This window comes from Ruegeria sp. YS9 (assembly GCF_024628725.1).
GTDB classification, from domain to species: Bacteria; Pseudomonadota; Alphaproteobacteria; order Rhodobacterales; family Rhodobacteraceae; genus Ruegeria; species Ruegeria atlantica_C.
In genome coordinates this window covers 2554526-2577583 of record NZ_CP102409.1, presented here as the reverse complement: position 1 = coordinate 2577583, position 23058 = coordinate 2554526, and the positions used below count along the sequence as shown (strand labels likewise).

Below are 23058 nucleotides of genomic sequence, written 5' to 3'. Positions count from 1 at the left end.
CCCTTTCTCCCGTCCCCCCTTCCGCAAGATTTGAGGTAACAAATGAACCAGGAAATCACCAACAACCCGTTCAACCCGCTGACGCCCCCGAAGGTCTTTGACGAGATCAAGGTTTCTCTGGCGTCGCCCGAGCGGATCCTGTCTTGGTCCTATGGCGAGATCAAGAAACCCGAAACCATCAACTACCGGACGTTCAAGCCCGAGCGTGACGGTCTGTTCTGCGCGCGTATTTTTGGCCCGATCAAGGACTACGAATGTCTGTGCGGCAAATATAAGCGGATGAAGTATCGCGGCGTTGTCTGCGAGAAATGCGGTGTCGAAGTCACCCTGCAGAAAGTCCGCCGCGAGCGTATGGGTCACATCGAACTGGCTGCGCCTGTTGCGCATATCTGGTTCCTGAAATCGCTGCCATCCCGCATCGGTCTGATGCTGGATATGACGCTGCGCGATCTGGAACGCGTTCTGTACTTTGAAAACTATGTTGTCATCGAGCCCGGTCTGACTGACCTGACCTATGGCCAGATGCTGACTGAAGAAGAGTACATGGACGCGCAGGATGCCTATGGCATGGACGCGTTCACCGCCAATATCGGTGCTGAAGCCATCCGCGAGATGCTGGCCCAGATCGATCTGGAAGCCGAAGCCGAGCAGCTGCGCGCTGATCTGGCCGAAGCGACCGGCGAGCTGAAGCCCAAGAAGATCATCAAGCGTCTGAAGGTTGTTGAATCCTTCCTCGAGTCGGGCAATCGGCCCGAGTGGATGGTGATGACTGTGATCCCGGTCATTCCGCCGGAACTGCGTCCGCTGGTTCCGCTGGATGGTGGCCGTTTCGCGACCTCGGATCTGAACGATCTTTATCGCCGCGTCATCAACCGGAACAACCGTCTGAAGCGCCTTATCGAACTGCGCGCACCTGACATCATCGTCCGCAACGAAAAGCGGATGTTGCAGGAATCCGTTGACGCTCTGTTCGACAACGGCCGTCGTGGCCGCGTGATCACCGGTGCCAACAAGCGTCCGCTGAAATCGCTGTCGGACATGCTGAAGGGTAAGCAGGGCCGCTTCCGTCAGAACCTTCTGGGGAAACGCGTCGACTTCTCGGGTCGTTCGGTCATTGTGACCGGTCCGGAACTCAAGCTGCACCAGTGTGGTCTGCCCAAGAAGATGGCGTTGGAATTGTTCAAGCCGTTTATCTACTCGCGCCTTGAAGCCAAGGGTCTGTCTTCGACTGTCAAACAGGCGAAGAAACTGGTCGAGAAAGAGCGTCCCGAAGTGTGGGATATCCTTGATGAGGTGATCCGCGAACACCCTGTCATGCTGAACCGTGCGCCGACGCTGCACCGTCTTGGCATTCAGGCATTCGAACCGGTTCTGATCGAAGGTAAAGCCATCCAGCTGCACCCGCTGGTCTGTTCGGCCTTTAACGCCGACTTCGACGGTGACCAGATGGCCGTTCACGTGCCCCTCAGCCTTGAGGCGCAGCTGGAAGCCCGTGTTCTGATGATGTCGACTAACAACGTTCTGTCGCCTGCAAACGGCGCGCCGATCATCGTTCCGTCGCAGGATATGATCCTGGGTCTCTACTATGTGACTCTAGAGCGTGAAGGCATGCCGGGCGAAGGCAAGGTGTTCGGGTCGATCGACGAAGTTCAGCACGCGCTGGATTCCGGCGAAGTGCATCTGCACTCGAAAATCACCGCGCGGATCACGCAGATCGACGACGAAGGCAACGAAGTTCAGAAGCGTTTCGAGACCACCCCGGGCCGTCTGCGTCTGGGTGCGTTGCTGCCGATGAACAACAAAGCGCCGTTCGAGCTGGTCAACCGCCTGCTGCGGAAGAAAGAAGTGCAGCAGGTGATCGACACCGTCTACCGTTACTGCGGTCAGAAAGAGTCGGTCATCTTCTGTGACCAGATCATGTCGATGGGCTTCAAAGAAGCGTTCAAGGCGGGCATTTCGTTCGGCAAGGACGACATGGTCATTCCGGACGACAAGTGGGGCATCGTTGATGACACCCGCGGTCAGGTGAAGGACTTTGAACAGCAGTACATGGACGGCCTGATCACTCAGGGCGAAAAGTACAACAAAGTTGTCGATGCCTGGTCGAAGTGTAACGACCGCGTCACCGAAGCCATGATGTCGACGATTTCATCGTCGGATCGGGCAGAGGACGGCTCCGAGCAGGAGCCGAACTCGGTCTACATGATGGCCCACTCGGGTGCGCGTGGCTCGGTCACTCAGATGAAACAGCTGGGCGGTATGCGCGGCCTGATGGCCAAGCCGAACGGTGACATCATCGAGACGCCGATCATCTCGAACTTCAAGGAAGGTCTGACCGTTCTCGAGTACTTCAACTCGACCCACGGTGCCCGTAAGGGTCTGTCGGATACCGCTCTGAAGACGGCAAACTCGGGTTACCTGACCCGTCGTCTGGTGGACGTGGCGCAGGACTGCATCGTTCGTGAGATCGACTGCGGCACCGAGCGTGCGATCACCGCCGAAGCAGCCGTGAATGACGGTGAGGTTGTCGCCTCGCTGGCCGAACGTGTGCTGGGCCGTGTAGCCGCTGACGATGTTCTGCGTCCGGGCACCGATGAGGTGATCGTCGCAGCCGGTCAGCTCATCGACGAACGTATGGCCGACATGATCGACGAAGCCGGTGTTCAGTCGATGCGCATCCGCTCGCCTCTGACCTGCGAATCCGAAGAAGGCGTCTGTGCGACCTGCTATGGTCGTGACCTTGCACGCGGTACCATGGTGAACACGGGTGAAGCTGTCGGTATCATCGCGGCGCAGTCCATCGGTGAACCCGGTACACAGCTGACCATGCGGACCTTCCACATCGGTGGTGTTGCGCAAGGTGGTCAGCAGTCGTTCCAGGAAGCCAGCCAGGAAGGTGTCGTTTCCTTCGAGAACCCGCAGATTCTGGTCAACGCAGCAGGCGAAAGCCTGGTCATGGGCCGGAACATGAAGTTGGTGATCAAGGACGAACACGGCGAAGAGCGTGCCAGCCACAAGCTGGGCTACGGCTCCAAGCTGTTCGTCAAGGACGGCACCAAGGTGGCCCGTGGCGACAAGCTGTTCGAGTGGGATCCCTACACCCTGCCCATCATCGCCGAGAAAGCCGGTACTGCAAAATATGTCGATCTGGTTTCGGGCCTCGCTGTCCGCGACGAGACCGACGAAGCAACCGGCATGACCCAGAAGATCGTGATCGACTGGCGCGCCGCCCCCAAGGGCAGCGACCTCAAGCCCGAGATCATTCTGGTGGACGACAACGGCGAGCCGGTCCGCAACGACGCGGGCAACCCGGTTCACTATCCGATGTCGGTGGATGCGATCCTATCGGTCGAAGATGGCCAGAAGATCGAGGCCGGCGACGTCGTCGCGCGTATTCCGCGCGAAGGCGCCAAGACCAAGGACATCACCGGCGGTCTGCCGCGTGTGGCCGAACTGTTCGAAGCGCGCCGTCCAAAGGATCACGCGATCATCGCCGAGGCAGATGGTTACGTGCGCTTCGGTCGCGACTACAAGAACAAGCGCCGCATCAGCATCGAACCGGCGGACGAGTCCATGGAGACCATCGAATACATGGTGCCCAAGGGCAAGCACATCCCGGTCGCCGAAGGGGATTTCATCCAGAAGGGTGAATACCTGATGGACGGTAACCCTGCGCCGCATGACATCCTGTCCATCATGGGTGTCGAAGCGCTGGCGGATTACATGATCGACGAAGTGCAGGACGTGTATCGCCTGCAAGGCGTGAAGATCAACGACAAGCACATCGAGGTCATCGTGCGCCAGATGTTGCAGAAGTGGGAGATCCTGGATTCGGGCGACACCACCCTGCTGAAAGGCGAACATGTCGACAAGCAGGAGTTCGACGCGGCGAACGAGAAGACCATCGCCCGCGGTGGTCGCCCTGCTCAGGGTGAGCCGATCCTGCTGGGGATCACCAAAGCTTCGTTGCAGACGCGCTCGTTCATCTCTGCGGCGTCGTTCCAGGAGACCACCCGCGTGCTGACCGAAGCTTCGGTTCAGGGCAAGAAGGACAAGCTGGTCGGCCTGAAAGAGAACGTCATCGTCGGTCGCCTGATCCCCGCCGGTACCGGTGGGGCAACCCAGGCCGTCCGCCACATCGCGCAGTCGCGTGACAACGTGGTCATCGAAGCACGCCGGGAAGAGGCCGAGGCCGCCGCCGCCCTGGCCGCACCGATCATGGATGATGATATGGTCGGGGATGAGCTGGACGTTCTGGTCGAAACACCGGAAAGCCGCGAATAAACCGCGTCATTCAAAACCAAAAAAAGGCCCTGCGATTTCGTGGGGCCTTTTTTGTTGCCGCTTCAGGTACGCAATTGTGAACCTTCGTGACAGTGCGCAGCCTTTGACCCTATTGCATCAGGCTTGTGGTTCTGCAATCGGTGGTTTAGCGCTGTACTGTGTTTTCGGATTATTTCGAGCTGACCCATGGACATCAAAAGCAACTCTTTCGAGGACCGTGTGGCGCGGATCAAACAGCGCTCGGAAGAAAACACGCGCAAGTCGCCTCTGCCTCGAACCGAGAGTATCTGGCAACGCCTGGGTTATCCCGCTGCGTTTCTGGGGGCTTTTTTACTGGGTGTTTTTGCGGTCTTCCTGTCCCGCCTGATTCAATATCAATCGGTTGGCATTCCGGTGCCCGGCAAGGTAGGAACGCAGGATTTCGTCAGCCTCGGCCTCGCAGGCGGGGCCTGCATCATGGTCATGCTGTTTCTGAAAGGAAAACTGCGAGAGTTCGCCGGGGCGCTCACGGTTGGCGCGTTGGTGACGACCTTTTCCTTTCATAATTTCGTGTGGAAATATCCTGTGTTTTTTGAACTTGTATACGGAGAAGACTGGGTGGAGTTTGTAAAAGACACGACAGAGCCTTCAAGCCTGAATCTGTTCGGGACCATCCTCCCGTTCGGTTGATGATCTCTGCACCCCTTGTGCGTTGTTGACATCCAGCCCGACTCGGCGGCCAATGCGGGGCGATCTATAGCACCGGAGCCCGAAGCAGCATGACTCCAAACACAAAAGGCGCTTTGCTGATGATGGGCAGCATGGCTGCCTTTACCCTGAACGACACGCTGGTGAAGGTTGCCTTGCAGGACCTGCCATTGTTTCAGTTGGTGGCCATGCGCGGGTTTCTGGCGGTATTTCTGATCTATGTACTTGCCCGGTCACTAGGCGCGTTGCATCTGAATTTTTCGCGCCATGACAAGTGGCTGGTTGCACTGCGCTGCCTTGCAGAGCTGGCGGCGACATTCTTTTTCCTGACGGCGCTGAAGAACATGCCGCTTGCCAATGTTACGGCCATTCTTCAGGCATTGCCTCTTACGGTAACCCTGGGTGCTGCGTTGGTTTTTTCCGAACAGGTTGGTTGGCGACGTGCATTGGCAATCGCCGTGGGTTTCGCCGGAATGCTGCTGATCGTAAGACCCGGGCCAGAGGGGTTCAGCGTGTATTCCATCTATGCGCTGGTTGCAGTGGCCTCGATTACAGTTCGGGACCTCATCACGCGACGCATGTCAGCCGACGTGCCGTCAATGCTGGTTACGCTGGCCACTTCGGTTTCCATTGCAGGGGCCGCGGCAATGGCCTCGGTTTTCGAAGGATGGGTTCCGGTTTCGGCAACAGCGGGTTCCCTGGTCGCGGCGGCGGCCGTGTTTGTGCTGCTTGGCTATTTGTTCAGCGTCATGGTCATGCGTCAGGGAGATGTCGGATTCGTTGCACCGTTCAGGTATTCCAGCCTGATCTGGGCGCTCGGGTTGGGTTGGGTCGTGTTTGACGAATGGCCCGACAGCCTGACGATGCTGGGTGCTGCACTGATCGTGGGTGCTGGCCTGTTCACGTTGTTCCGGGCACGTGCGCGTCAGGGCTTGGCGTGACTCCGTCTGACCGTGTCCGGATCAATGGCGAAACGGGTTTGAAACTCGAGCTCTTGCTGCCGGGTAAGAGGGTTGAGCGCGACATCCATGTTTCTGGTTCGTGGTGAGTCATTGAACCGGTTCAATCCTCGTACCCACATCGGACTATCGGGTCGGGTCACAACGGGCATCGCGCGGTTGATCCTGTTATGGGCAAAATTCATGATCGATTTCTGTTGTCCGCCCCGCACGTACATTCCAAGACCGGCTGTTATCAACGGGCGGTGTACGCGAACGGCTTGAATCCCATCCGCATTGGCGCGAGCCAGATAACCGCAGTTGAAGTCAACGGCGACCATCGCGTGCTTTTCGAACAAGCCGATGCAGTCCCTGACACACCCCCGGAACCGCTCGACAAAATCCACGGCCACTGCATCATCGTCGTCGTGACGAAACTGAAGGCAGGGTTGGTCGGGATTGTTCCGCGCCGAATTCAGGATTTCCTGCATGACTTTTCTGTGCCGCCCCGGAGGTTTCGCGACTATGCGCACCTGTTTCAGCCCACCGGTCAGATCGTTGAGGCGGTCGAATGCCGGTTTGGGCAGGCAATCGCCGACCACGATCACCAACTGGAAATCTTCGTCGGACTGTTTTTTGAAACCGGGCAGGGCGACCGTTTCGAACAGGCGAAACCGCTCTTCCAACCTGTCGTGCTGGTACAGGAACCGCCGTCTTTCTTCGACACTCTCGTGAGTTGTCTGAAAGCCGCCAATTGCGGGATAGGAAAACCGGCAAAGACCGACGACCTGCATTTTTTCAGCGCGCCGCATATCTGGCTTCGAACGCATCAGGGTCGATCGAGAACCGTACCCGCAAGTCTTCTGCCTGTTCAGGCGTGAAAGGCGATAGCTCGCTGGTATCTTTGCGCGCGTGGTCCGAGTCGTTGTATGCGTGAAGCATCCTAACCCACATGGGCGTGTCCGGATAGCTGACCACGGGCATGAACCGGGCGAGCCTGTTGTGCAACCGGTCAAATATCGTCCGCGTGCTGCCGGCTTGAACATACATGCCCAGGCCAACGCCCAGCAGCGATCGATAGACCCGAGCGGCCCGAATTCCGCGGGCCTCGCGCCGGGCGATGTAACCTTGATTGAAATCTATTCCGACGGACTCGCTCTGCTGCATCAGCCCTGTGTTTTCGACAACAGCCGCGCGGAGGCGTTCTATGAATTCAACGGAAACGGCGTCATCGTCATCATGCCGGAACTGCACGCAGGGCTGATGCGGATCCTTGCGGGCGGTGTTCAGCACCTCTCGTACAATCTGCTTATGATCCCCCGGTTCTTTTGCAATGATACGGATCTGTTTGATCCCGGCGGTCAGGTCGCGCAGCCGGACCGCATGGATCTGAGGCAGGCACGTCCCGGTCAAAACATACAACTCGAAAGCCTCATCTGTCTGGGTGCGAAAGCTGGGCAGGGTGACGGTCTCAAACAGGCGAAAGCGCTCTTCCAGTCGGTCGGTGGCATACAGGAATTGCCGCTGCTCGTCGATCGTATCCCGATTCAGCCGAAAACCGCCCGTTGCGGGATAGGAAAACCGGCAAAGGCCAATCACTTGCATCTGTAATCCATCAGCAGGTATTCGACCCGACTATGCCCTTGCCGCGGTTCGGCCGCAACCGGGATGGCGTCGCGCAGGAATGACAATCCAACAGGCCGCATCCAACGCGTGCGCCAGGGGGCCGGTATCGTGCTGTTGACACTTGGGACGACTCCCCCTATACGCGCGTCATCTCGGTACCGGGGGCCGCCCCGTAGCCGATTCCAGTAATGAACTGGTCAAGGCCCGGACAATTTTGCAGTTCGCGCCCTCTGAGAACCAACCGCGACGTTCACCTCGGAATGGGAACGCTCGTGGGTTTTGCGCTTGTGGACGCATAAGCGCAGCGAATTTAGCCGCACGCAACGCGCGTGCATGTCATGTGTGTTGCAAAACGGGGAAAGAACCGGAATGCCAACTATTCAACAGCTGATCCGCAAGCCGCGGCAGCCCAAAGTCAAACGCTCGAAGTCCATGCACCTGGAGCAGTGCCCGCAAAAGCGCGGTGTCTGCACACGTGTCTATACCACTACGCCTAAAAAGCCGAACTCGGCGATGCGTAAAGTTGCCAAGGTGCGCCTGACCAACGGATTCGAGGTCATCTCGTACATCCCCGGTGAAAGCCACAACCTGCAGGAACACTCGGTTGTTCTGATCCGTGGCGGCCGTGTGAAAGACCTTCCCGGTGTGCGTTACCACATCCTGCGCGGTGTTCTGGATACTCAGGGCGTCAAAGACCGTAAGCAACGTCGTTCGAAATACGGCGCGAAGCGTCCCAAGTAAGAAGGAGAGGCTGATATGTCACGTCGTCACGCCGCCGAAAAACGCGAAGTCCTGCCTGACGCCAAATTTGGCGACAAGGTACTGACCAAATTCATGAACAACCTGATGATCGACGGCAAGAAGTCGGTCGCAGAGCGCATCGTCTACAACGCATTTGATCGCGTTGAGAACAAGGTAAAGCGCGCTCCTGTCGAAGTGTTCCACGAAGCGCTCGACAACATCAAACCGTCGGTCGAGGTTCGCTCGCGCCGGGTTGGTGGTGCAACCTACCAGGTTCCGGTCGAAGTGCGCCCCGAGCGCCGCGAAGCACTGGCCATCCGCTGGCTGATCACCGCTGCGCGCGGCCGCAACGAAAACACCATGGAAGAACGCCTCGCCGGCGAGCTGCTGGACGCCGTACAGTCCCGCGGAACTGCCGTTAAGAAGCGCGAAGACACCCACAAGATGGCCGAGGCGAACAAAGCCTTCAGCCATTACCGCTGGTAATTCTAGAGGCTTATCCAAATGGCACGCGAATATCCGCTCGAACTATACCGTAACTTCGGTATCATGGCGCACATCGATGCAGGCAAGACGACCTGCTCGGAACGCATCCTGTATTATACTGGTAAATCCCACAACATCGGTGAGGTGCACGATGGTGCCGCCACCATGGACTGGATGGAGCAGGAGCAGGAACGCGGCATCACCATCACCTCGGCTGCGACCACCACTTTCTGGGAACGCACCGAAGACGGTAAAACCGCCGATACCCCCAAGCACCGCCTGAACATCATCGACACCCCCGGCCACGTTGACTTCACCATCGAAGTTGAACGCTCGCTGGCGGTTCTCGACGGTGCCGTCTGCGTTCTGGACGCAAACGCCGGTGTTGAGCCCCAGACCGAAACCGTGTGGCGTCAGGCTGACCGCTACAAGGTTCCGCGCATGGTTTTCGTCAACAAGATGGACAAGATCGGCGCAGATTTCTTCAACTGCGTTCGCATGATCGAAGACCGCACCGGCGCACGTGCTGTTCCGGTTGGTATCCCGATCGGCGCCGAGTCCGAGCTGGAAGGTCTGATCGACCTGGTCACCATGGAAGAATGGCTGTGGCAGGGCGAAGATCTGGGCGCAAGCTGGATCAAAGCACCGATCCGCGACAGCCTGAAAGACATGGCTGAAGAATGGCGCGGCAAGATGATCGAAGCGGCCGTCGAAATGGACGACGACGCGATGATGGAATACCTGGAAGGCAATGAGCCCGACGTTCCGACCCTGCGCAAACTGCTGCGCAAGGGTACGCTGGACATCGCGTTCGTTCCGGTACTGGGTGGTTCCGCGTTCAAAAACAAAGGCGTTCAGCCGCTGCTCAACGCTGTGATCGACTACCTGCCCAGCCCGTTGGACGTTGTCGACTACATGGGCTTCAAACCCGGTGACGAAGAAGAAGTCCGTAACATCGCGCGTCGCGCTGACGATGACATGGCCTTCTCGGGCCTGGCGTTCAAAATCATGAACGACCCCTTCGTTGGCTCGCTGACCTTCACCCGGATTTACTCGGGTGTGCTGAACAAGGGTGACTCGATCCTGAACTCGACCAAAGGCAAGAAAGAGCGCATCGGTCGTATGATGATGATGCACTCGAACAACCGGGAAGAGATCGAAGAAGCGTTTGCAGGCGACATCATCGCGTTGGCGGGTCTGAAAGACACCACCACGGGTGACACCCTGTGTGACGCCAAGGATCCGGTGGTTCTGGAAACCATGACCTTCCCCGATCCGGTGATCGAGATCGCGGTCGAGCCCAAAACCAAGGGCGACCAGGAAAAGATGTCTCAGGGTCTGGCGCGTCTGGCCGCCGAAGACCCGTCCTTCCGCGTGGAAACCGATCTGGAATCGGGTCAGACCATCATGAAGGGCATGGGCGAACTTCACCTGGACATCCTGGTTGACCGCCTGAAGCGCGAGTTCAAGGTCGAGGCCAACATCGGTGCGCCGCAGGTGGCCTATCGTGAAACCATCTCGATGCCGGTCGAACATACCTACACCCACAAGAAACAGTCGGGTGGTTCGGGTCAGTTCGCCGAGGTCAAGCTTGAGATCACTCCGACCGAGCCCGGCGAAGGTTATTCGTTCGAAAGCCGCATCGTTGGTGGTGCTGTTCCGAAGGAATACATCCCGGGCGTCGAAAAAGGCATCCAGTCTGTCATGGACAGCGGCCCTCTGGCCGGCTTCCCCGTGATCGACTTCAAGGTTGCCCTGCTGGATGGTAAGTTCCACGACGTCGACTCGAGCGTTCTGGCGTTCGAAATCGCTGCCCGTATGTGCATGCGTGAAGGCATGCGCAAAGCCGGCGCGAAACTGCTGGAACCGATCATGAAGGTCGAAGTGATCACCCCGGAAGAATACACCGGCGGTATCATCGGCGACCTGACCTCGCGTCGTGGCCAGGTGTCTGGTCAGGAGCCGCGCGGCAACGCAATCGCGATCGACGCATTCGTTCCGCTGGCGAACATGTTCGGTTACATCAACACCCTGCGTTCGATGTCGTCGGGCCGAGCCCAGTTCACCATGCAGTTCGACCACTACGATCCGGTTCCGCAGAACATCTCGGACGAGATCCAGGCGAAATACGCATAAGCGAAGATTTGGGGGAGCGTGGGTATCACGCTCCCTTCATTACCGAAAAAGGAGGCCATCATGGCAAAGGAAAAGTTTGAGCGTACAAAACCGCACGTCAACATCGGCACGATTGGCCACGTTGACCACGGCAAGACCACGCTGACCGCAGCAATCACCAAGTATTTCGGTGACTTCAAAGCGTATGACCAGATTGACGGTGCGCCGGAAGAGAAAGCGCGCGGCATCACCATCTCGACCGCCCACGTGGAATACGAGACCGACAACCGCCACTATGCGCATGTCGACTGCCCCGGCCACGCTGACTACGTCAAGAACATGATCACCGGTGCGGCGCAGATGGACGGCGCGATCCTGGTTGTGAACGCAGCTGACGGCCCGATGCCGCAGACCCGCGAGCACATCCTGCTGGGCCGCCAGGTTGGCATCCCGAAGATGGTCGTGTTCATGAACAAAGTTGACCAGGTTGACGACGAAGAGCTGCTGGAACTGGTTGAGATGGAAGTTCGCGAACTGCTGTCCAGCTATGAATATCCTGGCGACGACATTCCGATCATCGCAGGGTCGGCTCTGGCCGCGATGGAAGGCAACAACCCTGAAATCGGCGAAGAGAAGATCAAGGAACTGATGGCGGCTGTTGATGACTACATCGACACCCCTGAGCGTGAAGTTGACAAGCCGTTCCTGATGCCGGTCGAAGACGTGTTCTCGATCTCGGGCCGTGGTACTGTTGTTACGGGTCGTGTTGAACGTGGCGTGATCAATGTTGGCGACGAGATCGAAATCGTCGGCATCCGCGACACTCAGAAAACCACCTGTACCGGTGTTGAAATGTTCCGCAAGCTGCTGGATCGCGGTGAAGCGGGCGACAACATCGGCGCCCTGCTGCGCGGTATCGACCGTGACGGCGTTGAGCGTGGTCAGGTTCTGTGTAAGCCGGGTTCGGTTACACCGCACACCAAGTTCGAAGCCGAAGCCTATATCCTGACCAAGGAAGAAGGTGGTCGTCACACGCCGTTCTTTGCCAATTATCGTCCGCAGTTCTACTTCCGGACCACTGACGTGACCGGCACCGTGACCCTGGCAGCTGGTACCGAGATGGTTATGCCCGGCGACAACGTCGGCTTCACCGTCGAGCTGATCGCACCCATCGCGATGGAAGACGGCCTGCGCTTCGCCATCCGCGAAGGCGGCCGCACCGTCGGCGCCGGCGTTGTTTCCAAAATTATCGAATAATTTTGGAAAGCGGTGGGCGGCAGTTGCTCTGAAAGAGCAATGAGAGCCCACACGGTTGAACTAAAGAAGGCCGTCCCACACAGGGACGGCCTTTTTGGTTTCCATGGAAATGAAAGAACTTAGGGTCAGGACGCATTGATTTCCCGCGCATGACGTGATTCACGGCCCCAAAAACGGAGCGGTGATATGAGCGACCTTTACTGGCTGAGCGATGAGCAGATGGCCAAGCTTACCCCTTTTTTCCCGAAGTCGCACGGCAAGCCACGTGTCGATGACAAGCGCGTCCTGAGTGGGATTATCTTCATCAATCGCAATGGTTTGCGCTGGCGTGACGCTCCTGCCGCCTATGGTCCGCACAAGACGCTCTACAGCCGCTGGAAGCGCTGGAGCGAGAAAGGCATCTTTGCGCGGATGATGGCGGGTCTGGCCGCCGAACACGGCGAACAGAAGACCGTGATGATCGACGCGACCTACCTCAAGGCCCATCGAACAGCGACCAGTCTGGCCGCGAAAAAGGGGGGCGTGGGCGCCTGATCGGTCGAACCAAAGGCGGCATGAACACCAAACTGCACGCCATCTGCGATAGCCAAGGCCGCCCACTCAACCTGTTCGTCACCGCCGGTCAGGTCAGCGACTACATCGGTGCGCGGGCGTTGCTCAGCAGCCTGCCAAAGGTCGACTGGCTGCTCGGGGATCGCGGTTACGATGCCGATTGGTTCCGGGAAGCGTTGCAAGACAAAGGGATACGCGCCTGCATCCCTGGACGAAAGCAGCGCAAGAAAGCCGTCAGATACGATAAGCGTCGATACAAACGCCGAAACCGGATCGAGATCATGTTCGGCAGGCTGAAGGATTGGCGGCGCGTGGCAACCCGCTACGACCGTTGCCCAAAGGTCTTCCTCTCTGCCATCGCTCTGGCCGCGCTCGTCATCTACTGGTTATGAATCCTGACCCTAGCCAACGTCCGTTTGTTGCAGAAAACGCGCCCATAAAGGCGAAATCGAGGTTTTCCAACGCATCCGAAAAGCTGAGTGTACCGTCCAGAGTGCCCATTGGTGTGCCCAATGATGTTTCCGTTTCAGGCATGAACAGGTAGATTGTGGCCTCATAGGACCAATCGGATTGCTGTGCCGAAGCCGCCGTAGCCATAGATGCAGATAAGGCTGCTCCGCACGCACAGCTCGTCACCCATATTGATGAAATCATTCTGTACCTCCAGTCGAACATACAAATTTGAACCATTGGTGATATGTTTGTGGTTGTTTGGCCATGAGCTTCATTCTGCAGCTCTCTCAGTTGCCGTCGAACCGCTGCCGACACGATTAATATCTGTGTTCGGGAAGAACTCGGACCAGACGTGCCAAAACACGCCAGCGCGCAAGGTTTCGATGCGTTTTAGCTGACCCTGATCTGAGTGGCCCCAGAAATCGCAGTGGGTTACGGGTTTACCGAAGTCGTTATACCAAACGCCCAAGCTTTCGTATTTCGGATCCAGACTGACCACGACATCCTGCCCTCCCACCTTGGCATTCACAATCCAATCATTCTCGACGATGAAATCATCGGTCCAGCAGGCCGCATCGTTACCGATTGTCACTCCCCAGACGTAGGTCTTGTTCGGCAGCCGATCGTCTGAACGATCCATGTTGTCCATCACGGGCGCGTCTTCCTGATGTTGGCGCCCGATGCCCCAGCCAAAAGTGATCTCGGTCATCATATCCAGCAGCCGCAACAAGGGGTTCGAGGACGGTTTGTTCAGAAATACCTCGCCTTCGGGATATGCTTTCTGAAACCCGCGGAACGTCATTCGAAAGGTGGGCCAAGGCTTCATTTGCGCTTCGGGCCGAAGTGGGCAAGCGGGACCGTCGGAGTTGGGGTCGCGGTCAGCCTCACGGAAACCATAGATATGCTGAATCGGCTCACCCGTGTCGTTGTCACGCAGGATCAGGTTGTTACCGTGCTGGGCCAATACCTCGAGGTTCAGCCGTCGCCCTTCTATTCGTGGAGAGTACCCCTGACCCAGATTGGCCATCGCGCAATAGGTCATGACCACATCTTCGCCACCCAGACCATCTACATTCCCGGCCAAATGAGGGCGCATGATCTGCGCATCCGGATGCGCGCGCGCATGACCGTTATATTCGATGACGATGACCGGCGCAGTTGGCCCGACATATTTCCGGGCTTCCTCAATAGGAAAATACTGAGCGTCATTCAGCTGGTTCCTTAGACCCAAATGCACCCAAACATAGGGAAACCCATAAAGAAAAAGGGTCAGCATAGCTGCTACGAGCCAAATCCAGAATGGGCCGCCGCCAAAAAGGAAATGCGCAAGGGTTGCCGCTGCAAACCCGCTCAGGCCGACGCCGATCAGGCGATATTCGTTGCGGATAAAGCGCACCATGTTCGCGCGCTTTACCTTCAGCAGCATCTGCGAGACGTCGCCCAAATCGCGGAAATAGACAAACCCGATGCCCAGAGACACAATCAATCCAAGTGTGAATATTATGCTGCCAACCATGCTGTGATCCTCGATTTTGGTGACTACAGTCCTTCGCGGTTCATCGCGAAGGATCGGTCTTACTTCTGGGGCGATGCGCGCTTGATCATGAAGGCTTCAACGGCTTGCTGAGTCTCGGGACGAATGTTCTCAATCCCTTCATAGGGCATGCCGTAGGCGGGTGTTGTATCGGGGTATTTCTCTTTTCGGGCCATGTGACGGCCCAGAATGCGCACGAATTCCTGACCACCCCAGGCGCCAACTTCGGTAGAGACCGAATATTCCTCGCGGGTGTCGCGGTAGAGGTCGAAGAATTTGGCGACGATTGCATTCTCGCCAGGTCCCGGCAGTTTCAGTTTCAGCTGGTCTTTCACGATCGCCTCGGGTTTCGCTACCGAATAGATGATGACGTGATCGCGGCGGGCTTTCGACTCGTCCGAAAACAGCAAGGCTGCTGCTTGATCGACACCGTCGACCACGCGGTCCCTTGGGATGAACGCGTCTGCCCCAGCAAAGCGGGACAGGGTTGTGTAAAGATCCGAGACGTGAACGATGCTGTTCAACAACCCGTCCGCCTCGATCATACCGGGCCAACGGATAAAGGCATCGACGCGCACGCCGCCTTCGGTGGTGTCACCCTTGCCCCCGGCATAGATCATCGGCGTAAACCCGGATTGCGGCGCGTATTTGGTGAAATGCCCATTGTCCCCCATGACGACTACGATGGTGTTTTCGCTTAGGCCAAGCTCATCCATTCGTGCGAATAGGTCTCCCAGCCATTGATCCAAAAGCTGCATTTTGTCGACATAGAGACCCCCATTCGCACTTTCCGGCCCGTCGCGTCCGGCCCGCGTATTGTCCAGCGGGATCATGGGCCAATATTGCAGGAAAAACGGCGCTTCGCCGCCCGCAAGGCGCTCTAGCTCATTCAGCGTTTTGTCCTGAAAGGCCTGGTTCATTTCATCGTATTTGGCGGCGTTCCAGCGTTCACCGGCGTCCATGCGGATTTCGCGGATCGGCCCGCTGGCCTCACCTTCGATGACGGTCATCATCGCTGACGCGTCCGGTCGGAACCAGCCATCCAAAGTGTATTTGTCGTCATAATCCCGGATCGCGACCGAGACCTGTTCCTTGATCGCATCATCGTTGAAAATGGTCAGCTGGCCCTGCTGGTGAACGGCGTGCTGAGCGTAATCGAATCCCTGATTCATTGCCCAGCTTTCGGCAATGTCACCCATGTGCCATTTGCCGACGTGGCTGGTTGCATACCCTGCCTGTTTCAAGACTTCAGCTAGCGTCACTTCGCTACCCGGCAATCCAAATCCCGCAATATCGACCGTCGTGTCACCCATTCCCATACGCACGGGCAACCGGCCGGTCATTTGTGCTACACGTGTTGGCGTGCAGGACGGTTCGGTATACATCCGTACCATGCGTAGCGCTTCGTCCGAAAAGTCGTTGATGTTCGGAGTGTCGTACCCACGAACTGCGTTGAGTTCGGGTATACCCATGTCGCCAAAGCCCATATCGTCGATCAGTACGCTGACTATGTTTGGGGGCTGTCCATTGTTGCCGTCACGAAAGGCTGCCAGAGCCTCATCTACAGCGGTGTCATCTTGCACCCATTGTTCCGCGCGTTGTGCTTGCAGAACATAAAACTCGGCATCGTGTTGAATCGGACCTTCCTGTGCCTGCAGAGGTGGTGCCGCGACGCTTGAACACAAAACCAGAAGCCATTGTAGTTTCATTCCGTCTCCCCCTTGGTTGAAGCAGAGCTTCGGTGTTTGAACTTTGATGTGCTGGCAATTTGTAACATCATTATATTCAAATAATTGTTTTTTTCGAATTCACTGCCAGCTCATGAATGTATTGCGGGTCAGTTCGGTTTCCGGACGCAGGTTTTCGATGCCCTCATAAGGAATACCTTTGCCAATCTCTGAATGCGGGTACTTGGCGATCATCTTCTGGTGGCGCTTGATCATATCCTGAAAAGATGCGCCGGCCCAAAGCGAGTAGCCCACCAACGGGTGTTCCTCGCGCGGGTCCCGATAGATATTATAAGTCGGGGCACCCGCGCCGGGCTGGCCAGGGGCAGGAAGATGCATCTTGAATTCCTGTTTGACGATCGAGCGTAAAACAGGCCCTTCGTAAACATAGACATAGTCGCGCCGACCATTCCCCTCGCCATTCAACAGCAAGGCGGTCTGGTCAATACCGTCGATGATACGGTCCCGCGGTATAAAGCCGGTTGCTCCGGCAATTCGCGCCATTGTGGTGAAGATATCCGATACATGAAAGATGTCTCCAGCGGCGCTGTTGGGTTCGATCACACCGGGCCAGCGAATGAATGCGTCGGTTCGTACGCCACCTTCAAGGTGCTGGGTTTTGCCTCCGCGATAGATCAGCTGGCTCAGGCCGGATGTGCCTTCATAGTGATACATCAAACCATTATCCGCCATCAGAACAACAATCGTGTTGTCTCCCTTGCCGGTTTCTTCGAGCTTGGCCAGAAGATCTCCGATCCAACCATCAAGCAGTTGCAGCTTGTCGGCGTGAAATCCGCCATTTCGTGAAATTGCCTGATCCGGGTAAACGAAGTTCAGCGGATAAAGCGGCCAATATTGCAAGAAGAACGGTGCATCCTCGGAAGCTACGCGTTCAAGTTGCTCGAGCGCCTGCCGTTGATATCGCTCGTTCATCTCTTCATATTTGGCCTGCGTCCACACCTCACCGGCCGACATGTCTACTTCCAGGGCGGGACCACCGGCTTCGGCTTCGACACCTGTGACAAGACCATATGGCTTGAACCGTTCATCCAGTTGGAACTGATTATTCTGCCCCTCGGGCACATAGCCGAGCATAGTGTTGGACCGCATTGCCTCGGGGGTCATGAGGCTCAGCTGTACTTGCTGGTGTAGTGGAAATGCGGCCCAGTCGAACCCTTGGTTATGTGGGTACGATTGTTCAATGTCGCCTTGGTGCCATTTTCCGACATGCGCCGTATTGTAGCCGACCTGTTTCAGTATCTCCGGCAATGTCACTTCGCTGGCCGGAAGGCCCTCTCCGACCAAAGCCACTTTGACCTCTTCCACACCGGCGCGAATTGGGTGGCGCCCGGTCAGCATGGCAGTGCGTGTGGGAGTGCAGGAAGGTTCGGTATACATGCGCATCAGCGACAAACCTTCGGTGGCCAATTGATTGATGCTGGGTGTCTCGATCCCCATGACGTAATTCATCTTGCGGTCACCCATCTGACCAAAGCTGACGTCATCAATCAGGATGTAGAGGAGGTTAGGGGGCTTATCGCCATTGGCCGCACGAATTTCGGCCAGCTTGGCGTCGACTTCAACGTCTTGTGCATCCCATGCCTCACCAAACTGCGCGCGGAGGAATTCAAACTCGCCGTCATGAACAATTGGGGTTTCCTGAGCAAGCACGGAGCCAGCACCAATCAACAACGTAGGCAAGATATATCTAAGTTTCATGTCAAACCTCCAAATCTTTGTTCCGTACCGATTCCGCACGCGCGCCCTGAGCCCGCAGGTGTCCGTCAATACTGCTGCGCAGGTCCGAGAGGCTTTCTGCCAGATCCGCGAGATAGCGCATCTGTAGAACTGAATGCGACTTTGGCGGCATCGCCATTTCTGCGAAGACCTCTTTGTAGTCGCGACAAATTTGATCGAACTCTTGGTCTTTTTCCCGCAGGTTCCGTAGCAGACGACCCGCTTTGGGAAATTGAGATTCAAAGAATTCATCATCCGTCATTGGCAGCGCTTTTTAGGCATTCTCCCTCTAAGCATGCATCCAAAAGAATATGTATTGCACGTTTCAAGCCGCATGCTACGGTAGCAACGTGACGTCAAACCCTTATTGTGAAAGGATAGTTTTTGAACGTCAGCGTGGGCAATCAGGGCCAGACTGGTACTCAATCGTTCTCGGGCGAGCAGTTGCGTGCCGCGTTGGACAAGGTTCTGAGGTCGGATGAATTCAAAGGATCCGCCCGCATGCGATCATTCCTATCTTACGTGGTGACGGAAACGCTGGAGGGTCGTTCCGACGAAATACGTGCCAAGACCATTGCGATGGATGTTTATGGATACGACGCGGATGAGTTATTGAAACGCGAGGGCGTCGTGCGTGTGGATGCCGGGCGTGTTCGGCGAAAGCTGCAATCTTATTATGACGGTAAAGGGATTGCTGACGAATTGGTTATCTCACTGCCCGTCGGGGGTTACGCACCCGAATTTTTGCCGGGCTCCAGTCGAAGCAGACGAAGCTTACGCGGAAGGCGACGGGCTACCGCAGTCGTTATCTCGCTTTCACTATTAATAGTCAGCATTCTTTTTGGTGTCCTGATTGGCCGCAATTCGCAATCTGTAGCACCCAAAACCGGCAAAACTGCAATCTACGACGTGTCACCTGCCCGTGTCGAGGCAATGAACCTAAGCGACGCAGGCCGGGATCTGATTTTCCCTGTTACGGATCTGGCCCGGCTTCAGCCCGCGTTGTTGATTTTTAAAACAGCGATTGAACGAGACCCGTTATATTACGGGGGATATGCTGGTGCTTCTCAGGTCGAAACAATGCTCGCCATTATGCAATCGGGCAAGCCCGGTTCAGACGAGTTTTTGCACGCAGCGGACAAGAATAGTGCTTACGCTTTGGAAATGGCTCCGAATGCACCTTGGCCGCTTTCAGCGCGAGCCTGGTTTGAATTTGGGGTGGGCAACTACGATAGCGCAGTTCGACTATCCCAACGGGCTGTAGGTTTGGCGCCCGATGATTCACACGTTGTTGAATTCGACGCCTTGATTTCCCTTTATACATCCGATTTTGACCGAGTTTTGTCTCAATCAGCGCGATATAGAACACTTGCCCCACGAGGAGGGGGACTTGTTTTTGACAACGCACTGGGTGCGGCTCAGTTCCATACGGGCGACTATGCTGCCGCAATCCGGACGTTTGATGAATCGATATCTCGCGGTGGGCCATTCGGGCCAATTTCCGCGGCTTATCTTATGGCGGCCCGCTTGCGGAACGGGGAACAAGCAGAGGCACAGCGGCTTGCACAAGTATTTTCGGACACTTGGCCAAGCTTCCCCCTCGAAGAACTGAAGACTCGCGTGTTTGTCGACCCACAGCCAGTTCAAGAACTGATCAGTGCAATGAAAGCTGCCGGTTGGTCAGGGCCCGTCAAGCCCTGACGATATTCTATAGGGTTTGTAATAATTCGTTTAGAGGCCTGCGCTTCCAAGGAGGAGGTGCGTTGGTTGCGAAGTGGACGAACCTCCATACGAGATCAAAACAAAGTTCATCGATACCGAATGGGCGTTTGATGGACGGACAAAGGTCCGCTCTTGGCTCCCGATGAGATAATCGTTGCAATCGCAGCGAACTTCCGCTTCCCGCCCCCCCCTAACTGCTGAAATTCGCGCGAGCGCTGATGAAAGTGTATCCGTCTATTTGAGGCCCATTTCTCGTACGATCTTATCCGCGGTCGCCCACGACATGCCAAATTCAATCTGAATTCTGCGCACGGATTTTACTTCGGCGTATCGCAGTGCGATTTTCGCTTCGTCGTACACGGGGCGGCGGCGCCCCTTGGATACCTTTGTGCCTGTTGCCTGGATTATTTTGACAAGGAGCTTCTGCGATATTCCTTGTTCATTCGCTATGTTCGGCAGCAACTCGCCTGAACGAAACCGTTGGGCAAGAGTCTCGCTGAAGCTAAGGTCATACGTATCAAGGACTCGGGCAGCGAATGGGGTGCGAATGGCAAAGTGCTTCGCAAACTCGCGCAAGGTGTTGTGAGCTTTCCAAGCGCCACGAACCTCAGCATGAGAAACAGCTGACCCCGAGCGAGTCCACTTTTTCAATTTTGGGTGGATCTTGTTTCTTTCGCTAAATCGCCGTGATGCCTGGCTGGCCAATTCTTCTCGAAAACAGGAAGGACAATCGCAAACCTCGATTTTTTGCAAAGGAGGTGGCTTGGCCGTGTCATCCGTTGCCGAAGCTGCCCGATACTCTTCGAGGTATCTTTCCCTAAAAAGCTCGGCAAAATATGACATGGTATCTCACTAATTAGCATCTCACTATTTTAGACGTATGCCACGATATTGTTTTGTTTTCAATCCTCTAAGGCTAAATTTCTGTTGACCGATTGGTGCCTGGAACCTTTTATCCAGGTAACAAAGTTGGACTACCCATGGCTATTGACCTGACCCGGCACGAATTAACGAAAGCAAGGCTGAAGATAGCGAAGTCTTCAATGTCTGAAGTCGCGCGAGAAATTGGGGTCACCCATTCCTCTGTAACTGTTGTTTCACAGGGCTATCGACGTTCCGCACGTATCGAAGCCGCCATCGCCGGTAAGCTTGGAGTGCCGGTCGAGGAGCTCTACCCTGAACGGTATCCTTCAGAGAAAACGTGAACGCTATGCACATGACAACATGGTCAAAAAAGGAATGGGGTAGAGAAAATGAAAATCAACTGAGGTAATCCAAGGTCGGCTCGAAAACTCGTTTGTCACGACTTTTTGCTTTGTGTCGTGCGCACTGAAAGAGACTAGGGTCAGGATTCATAACCAGTAGATGACGAGCGCGGCCAGAGCGATGGCAGAGAGGAAGACCTTTGGGCAACGGTCGTAGCGGGTTGCCACGCGCCGCCAATCCTTCAGCCTGCCGAACATGATCTCGATCCGGTTTCGGCGTTTGTATCGACGCTTATCGTATCTGACGGCTTTCTTGCGCTGCTTTCGTCCAGGGATGCAGGCGCGTATCCCTTTGTCTTGCAACGCTTCCCGGAACCAATCGGCATCGTAACCGCGATCCCCGAGCAGCCAGTCGACCTTTGGCAGGCTGCTGAGCAACGCCCGCGCACCGATGTAGTCGCTGACCTGACCGGCGGTGACGAACAGGTTGAGTGGGCGGCCTTGGCTATCGCAGATGGCGTGCAGTTTGGTGTTCATGCCGCCTTTGGTTCGACCGATCAGGCGCCCACGCCCCCCTTTTTCGCGGCCAGACTGGTCGCTGTTCGATGGGCCTTGAGGTAGGTCGCGTCGATCATCACGGTCTTCTGTTCGCCGTGTTCGGCGGCCAGACCCGCCATCATCCGCGCAAAGATGCCTTTCTCGCTCCAGCGCTTCCAGCGGCTGTAGAGCGTCTTGTGCGGACCATAGGCGGCAGGAGCGTCACGCCAGCGCAAACCATTGCGATTGATGAAGATAATCCCACTCAGGACGCGCTTGTCATCGACACGTGGCTTGCCGTGCGACTTCGGGAAAAAAGGGGTAAGCTTGGCCATCTGCTCATCGCTCAGCCAGTAAAGGTCGCTCATATCACCGCTCCGTTTTTGGGGCCGTGAATCACGTCATGCGCGGGAAATCAATGCGTCCTGACCCTAGCGACTTCCGGGACGCAAGCGCGTCTCTATGCGTTTCAACAAACGCTTCGAATAGCTTGGGGTGCCGGCGTTCATGGACAGGAGCCGCAAGAATGACCCTGTCCACACCTGTCAGGGACACGTGTCGTATCTGGTCTCCGGTGTTGATCAGTATTGTATCGTAGCCGGCTTTTCTTGTGACATCGTTGATAAAACGAGCAATCTTGGCAGTCTGACCTTCAACGGTGCCGTAGGCAATCAGCACTGTCATTTCGATCCTCCCGTAAATCGATCCGAAAAGCGCGCCAACTATGCCGAAACCGTTCGCTTCAGCCCTTGATCTCAATCAAAAGTGACTGTCTTGCCAAGTTTTTTGGACGCGGGTGCGGCGTCGTTTGGTCGGCTCATGCGGTTCTGGAAAGCGCGACAGCTATCGCCAGCCAAAATCCAGTGCGTATGGTCATTGCACCGACGGTTCGCCATTCAAACGGCGTTCCAAACAGTGCCACTAATATCAGAACAGCGAACACAAGTAGTGTTGATAAGCCTATCACCCAGGCAATTCGAGTTGCCCAGGTTGTTGATTTAAAGAGCGCGATTGCACCAAGCAAATAGACAAATCCAGCCAGAAAATTGAACCAAAGCACGAGTGGAACTGCATCTCCAACTGCTGCTTTAGCGGCGGCACCCCCAAACAGGGCCGTTCCGCCGGAGAATATTGTCAGGAGACCGAAGAATGCCGCGGCTATTGCAGCTGGGCGAATCCAAGGCGGGGAGGGCTGCATAGTCGTTATCCTCAGGAATTAGATTGAATTTCGTGTCGTATGAAAGCTGCCAACCTCGCCAAAGGGACTGAAAAGCACGCCCATAATAGCAATTTTCTCGCCATTACTCTTGATCTTTATCATTGGACCCAAATTAACACCCTTTGAACAAAGCAGTGCCTGCGGGAGGCTTTTTGCAGTAAAAATACGCTGTCGCCCCTTTGGCGCGACTAGTTTGCAGCTCCAACGGTCATTAAATTTGTTCGGTTACCGTGAATCT

The 23058-nt window shown here is 56.2% G+C and carries 20 protein-coding genes; 10 read left to right on the top strand and 10 right to left on the bottom strand.

Annotated features, from left to right (window positions below; genetic code table 11):
* Nucleotides 1–42 precede the first annotated feature (42 nt).
* The 3 genes from rpoC to NOR97_RS13040 all read left to right on the top strand — a co-directional run bounded on the left by rpoC (nucleotide 43) and on the right by NOR97_RS13040 (nucleotide 5912).
* Nucleotides 43–4284 carry a DNA-directed RNA polymerase subunit beta' gene (gene rpoC / locus NOR97_RS13050; RefSeq protein WP_257599366.1) on the top strand — a complete coding sequence of 1414 codons (4242 nt, stop codon included), beginning with the start codon at nucleotides 43–45 and terminating at the stop codon, nucleotides 4282–4284.
* A 186-nt stretch (nucleotides 4285–4470) separates the two neighbouring features.
* Complete coding sequence (locus tag NOR97_RS13045; protein ID WP_257599365.1) at nucleotides 4471–4953, top strand: hypothetical protein; 483 nt, start codon at nucleotides 4471–4473, stop codon at nucleotides 4951–4953.
* A gap of 89 nt (nucleotides 4954–5042) precedes the next feature.
* Nucleotides 5043–5912: a DMT family transporter gene (locus NOR97_RS13040; protein ID WP_170347261.1), complete on the top strand. Its 870-nt coding sequence runs from the start codon at nucleotides 5043–5045 to the stop codon at nucleotides 5910–5912.
* Here the strand turns inward: NOR97_RS13040 and NOR97_RS13035 are convergent.
* A complete protein-coding gene (locus NOR97_RS13035; protein WP_257600873.1) occupies nucleotides 5897–6703 on the bottom strand; it encodes a putative rhamnosyl transferase in 807 nt (268 codons plus the stop codon). The genes NOR97_RS13040 and NOR97_RS13035 overlap by 16 nt on opposite strands.
* 4 nt (nucleotides 6704–6707) lie before the next feature.
* Nucleotides 6708–7514 carry a putative rhamnosyl transferase gene (locus NOR97_RS13030; RefSeq protein WP_170347259.1) on the bottom strand — a complete coding sequence of 269 codons (807 nt, stop codon included), beginning with the start codon at nucleotides 7512–7514 and terminating at the stop codon, nucleotides 6708–6710.
* Nucleotides 7515–7904: 390 nt separating this feature from the next.
* Here NOR97_RS13030 and rpsL point away from each other — a divergent pair, with 390 nt between their 5' ends.
* The 5 genes from rpsL to NOR97_RS13005 all read left to right on the top strand — a co-directional run bounded on the left by rpsL (nucleotide 7905) and on the right by NOR97_RS13005 (nucleotide 13078).
* Nucleotides 7905–8276: a 30S ribosomal protein S12 gene (gene rpsL / locus NOR97_RS13025; RefSeq protein WP_005621086.1), complete on the top strand. Its 372-nt coding sequence runs from the start codon at nucleotides 7905–7907 to the stop codon at nucleotides 8274–8276.
* 15 nt (nucleotides 8277–8291) lie between these two features.
* The gene (gene rpsG, locus NOR97_RS13020) at nucleotides 8292–8762 is read left to right on the top strand and encodes a 30S ribosomal protein S7 (protein WP_010441203.1); all 471 of its coding nucleotides are present in this window, start codon (nucleotides 8292–8294) and stop codon (nucleotides 8760–8762) included.
* 18 nt (nucleotides 8763–8780) lie between these two features.
* Nucleotides 8781–10898 carry an elongation factor G gene (gene fusA, locus NOR97_RS13015; protein WP_171172533.1) on the top strand — a complete coding sequence of 706 codons (2118 nt, stop codon included), beginning with the start codon at nucleotides 8781–8783 and terminating at the stop codon, nucleotides 10896–10898.
* Between the two features lie 60 nt (nucleotides 10899–10958).
* Nucleotides 10959–12134 (top strand): elongation factor Tu, encoded by a 1176-nt coding sequence (gene tuf, locus NOR97_RS13010; RefSeq protein WP_170419827.1) that lies wholly within the window; start codon nucleotides 10959–10961, stop codon nucleotides 12132–12134.
* 186 nt (nucleotides 12135–12320) lie between these two features.
* A protein-coding gene (locus tag NOR97_RS13005; protein ID WP_257599340.1) for an IS5 family transposase occupies nucleotides 12321–13078 on the top strand; the annotation gives its coding sequence in 2 pieces (ribosomal slippage) (nucleotides 12321–12645 and nucleotides 12645–13078; 759 coding nt in all).
* A 332-nt stretch (nucleotides 13079–13410) separates the two neighbouring features.
* Here NOR97_RS13005 and NOR97_RS13000 read toward each other — a convergent pair.
* The 4 genes from NOR97_RS13000 to NOR97_RS12985 all read right to left on the bottom strand — a co-directional run bounded on the left by NOR97_RS13000 (nucleotide 13411) and on the right by NOR97_RS12985 (nucleotide 18399).
* On the bottom strand, nucleotides 13411–14655 hold the full coding sequence (locus NOR97_RS13000) for a DUF3179 domain-containing protein (protein WP_257599364.1): 1245 nt from the start codon (nucleotides 14653–14655) through the stop codon (nucleotides 13411–13413).
* Between the two features lie 59 nt (nucleotides 14656–14714).
* Nucleotides 14715–16382 carry a sulfatase-like hydrolase/transferase gene (locus tag NOR97_RS12995; protein WP_170347522.1) on the bottom strand — a complete coding sequence of 556 codons (1668 nt, stop codon included), beginning with the start codon at nucleotides 16380–16382 and terminating at the stop codon, nucleotides 14715–14717.
* A 99-nt stretch (nucleotides 16383–16481) separates the two neighbouring features.
* A complete protein-coding gene (locus NOR97_RS12990) occupies nucleotides 16482–18119 on the bottom strand; it encodes a sulfatase-like hydrolase/transferase (protein ID WP_170347523.1) in 1638 nt (545 codons plus the stop codon).
* 1 nt (nucleotide 18120) lies between these two features.
* Nucleotides 18121–18399: a hypothetical protein gene (locus NOR97_RS12985; protein ID WP_170347524.1), complete on the bottom strand. Its 279-nt coding sequence runs from the start codon at nucleotides 18397–18399 to the stop codon at nucleotides 18121–18123.
* 122 nt (nucleotides 18400–18521) lie between these two features.
* Here NOR97_RS12985 and NOR97_RS12980 point away from each other — a divergent pair, with 122 nt between their 5' ends.
* Entirely contained in the window at nucleotides 18522–19838 is a 1317-nt protein-coding gene (locus NOR97_RS12980; RefSeq protein WP_257599363.1) for an adenylate cyclase, read from the top strand.
* A 255-nt stretch (nucleotides 19839–20093) separates the two neighbouring features.
* Here NOR97_RS12980 and NOR97_RS12975 read toward each other — a convergent pair whose 3' ends face one another.
* Complete coding sequence (locus NOR97_RS12975; protein WP_257599362.1) at nucleotides 20094–20702, bottom strand: hypothetical protein; 609 nt, start codon at nucleotides 20700–20702, stop codon at nucleotides 20094–20096.
* Between the two features lie 137 nt (nucleotides 20703–20839).
* On the opposite strand from NOR97_RS12975, the gene NOR97_RS12970 reads away from it, so the two are divergent.
* Nucleotides 20840–21064, top strand: a complete 225-nt coding sequence (locus tag NOR97_RS12970; RefSeq protein WP_257599361.1) for a helix-turn-helix domain-containing protein — start codon at nucleotides 20840–20842, stop codon at nucleotides 21062–21064.
* A gap of 147 nt (nucleotides 21065–21211) precedes the next feature.
* Here the strand turns inward: NOR97_RS12970 and NOR97_RS12965 are convergent.
* The 3 genes from NOR97_RS12965 to NOR97_RS12955 form a co-directional block, all read right to left on the bottom strand.
* A protein-coding gene (locus NOR97_RS12965; protein ID WP_257599340.1) for an IS5 family transposase occupies nucleotides 21212–21969 on the bottom strand; the annotation gives its coding sequence in 2 pieces (ribosomal slippage) (nucleotides 21212–21645 and nucleotides 21645–21969; 759 coding nt in all).
* Between the two features lie 28 nt (nucleotides 21970–21997).
* Complete coding sequence (locus tag NOR97_RS12960; protein ID WP_257599360.1) at nucleotides 21998–22285, bottom strand: flavodoxin domain-containing protein; 288 nt, start codon at nucleotides 22283–22285, stop codon at nucleotides 21998–22000.
* 133 nt (nucleotides 22286–22418) lie between these two features.
* Nucleotides 22419–22799, bottom strand: coding sequence for a hypothetical protein (locus NOR97_RS12955; protein ID WP_170350271.1), 381 nt, complete (start codon nucleotides 22797–22799; stop codon nucleotides 22419–22421).
* Nucleotides 22800–23058: the final 259 nt, after the last annotated feature.

Coding starts and splice junctions, on each gene's coding strand:
- rpoC (WP_257599366.1), top strand. CDS start 43: ATGAACCAGGAAATCACCAACAACCCGTTCAACCCGCTGACGCCCCCG.
- NOR97_RS13045 (WP_257599365.1), top strand. CDS start 4,471: ATGGACATCAAAAGCAACTCTTTCGAGGACCGTGTGGCGCGGATCAAA.
- NOR97_RS13040 (WP_170347261.1), top strand. CDS start 5,043: ATGACTCCAAACACAAAAGGCGCTTTGCTGATGATGGGCAGCATGGCT.
- NOR97_RS13035 (WP_257600873.1), bottom strand. CDS start 6,703: ATGCAGGTCGTCGGTCTTTGCCGGTTTTCCTATCCCGCAATTGGCGGC.
- NOR97_RS13030 (WP_170347259.1), bottom strand. CDS start 7,514: ATGCAAGTGATTGGCCTTTGCCGGTTTTCCTATCCCGCAACGGGCGGT.
- rpsL (WP_005621086.1), top strand. CDS start 7,905: ATGCCAACTATTCAACAGCTGATCCGCAAGCCGCGGCAGCCCAAAGTC.
- rpsG (WP_010441203.1), top strand. CDS start 8,292: ATGTCACGTCGTCACGCCGCCGAAAAACGCGAAGTCCTGCCTGACGCC.
- fusA (WP_171172533.1), top strand. CDS start 8,781: ATGGCACGCGAATATCCGCTCGAACTATACCGTAACTTCGGTATCATG.
- tuf (WP_170419827.1), top strand. CDS start 10,959: ATGGCAAAGGAAAAGTTTGAGCGTACAAAACCGCACGTCAACATCGGC.
- NOR97_RS13000 (WP_257599364.1), bottom strand. CDS start 14,655: ATGGTTGGCAGCATAATATTCACACTTGGATTGATTGTGTCTCTGGGC.
- NOR97_RS12995 (WP_170347522.1), bottom strand. CDS start 16,382: ATGAAACTACAATGGCTTCTGGTTTTGTGTTCAAGCGTCGCGGCACCA.
- NOR97_RS12990 (WP_170347523.1), bottom strand. CDS start 18,119: ATGAAACTTAGATATATCTTGCCTACGTTGTTGATTGGTGCTGGCTCC.
- NOR97_RS12985 (WP_170347524.1), bottom strand. CDS start 18,399: ATGACGGATGATGAATTCTTTGAATCTCAATTTCCCAAAGCGGGTCGT.
- NOR97_RS12975 (WP_257599362.1), bottom strand. CDS start 20,702: ATGTCATATTTTGCCGAGCTTTTTAGGGAAAGATACCTCGAAGAGTAT.
- NOR97_RS12970 (WP_257599361.1), top strand. CDS start 20,840: ATGGCTATTGACCTGACCCGGCACGAATTAACGAAAGCAAGGCTGAAG.
- NOR97_RS12960 (WP_257599360.1), bottom strand. CDS start 22,285: ATGACAGTGCTGATTGCCTACGGCACCGTTGAAGGTCAGACTGCCAAG.
- NOR97_RS12955 (WP_170350271.1), bottom strand. CDS start 22,799: ATGCAGCCCTCCCCGCCTTGGATTCGCCCAGCTGCAATAGCCGCGGCA.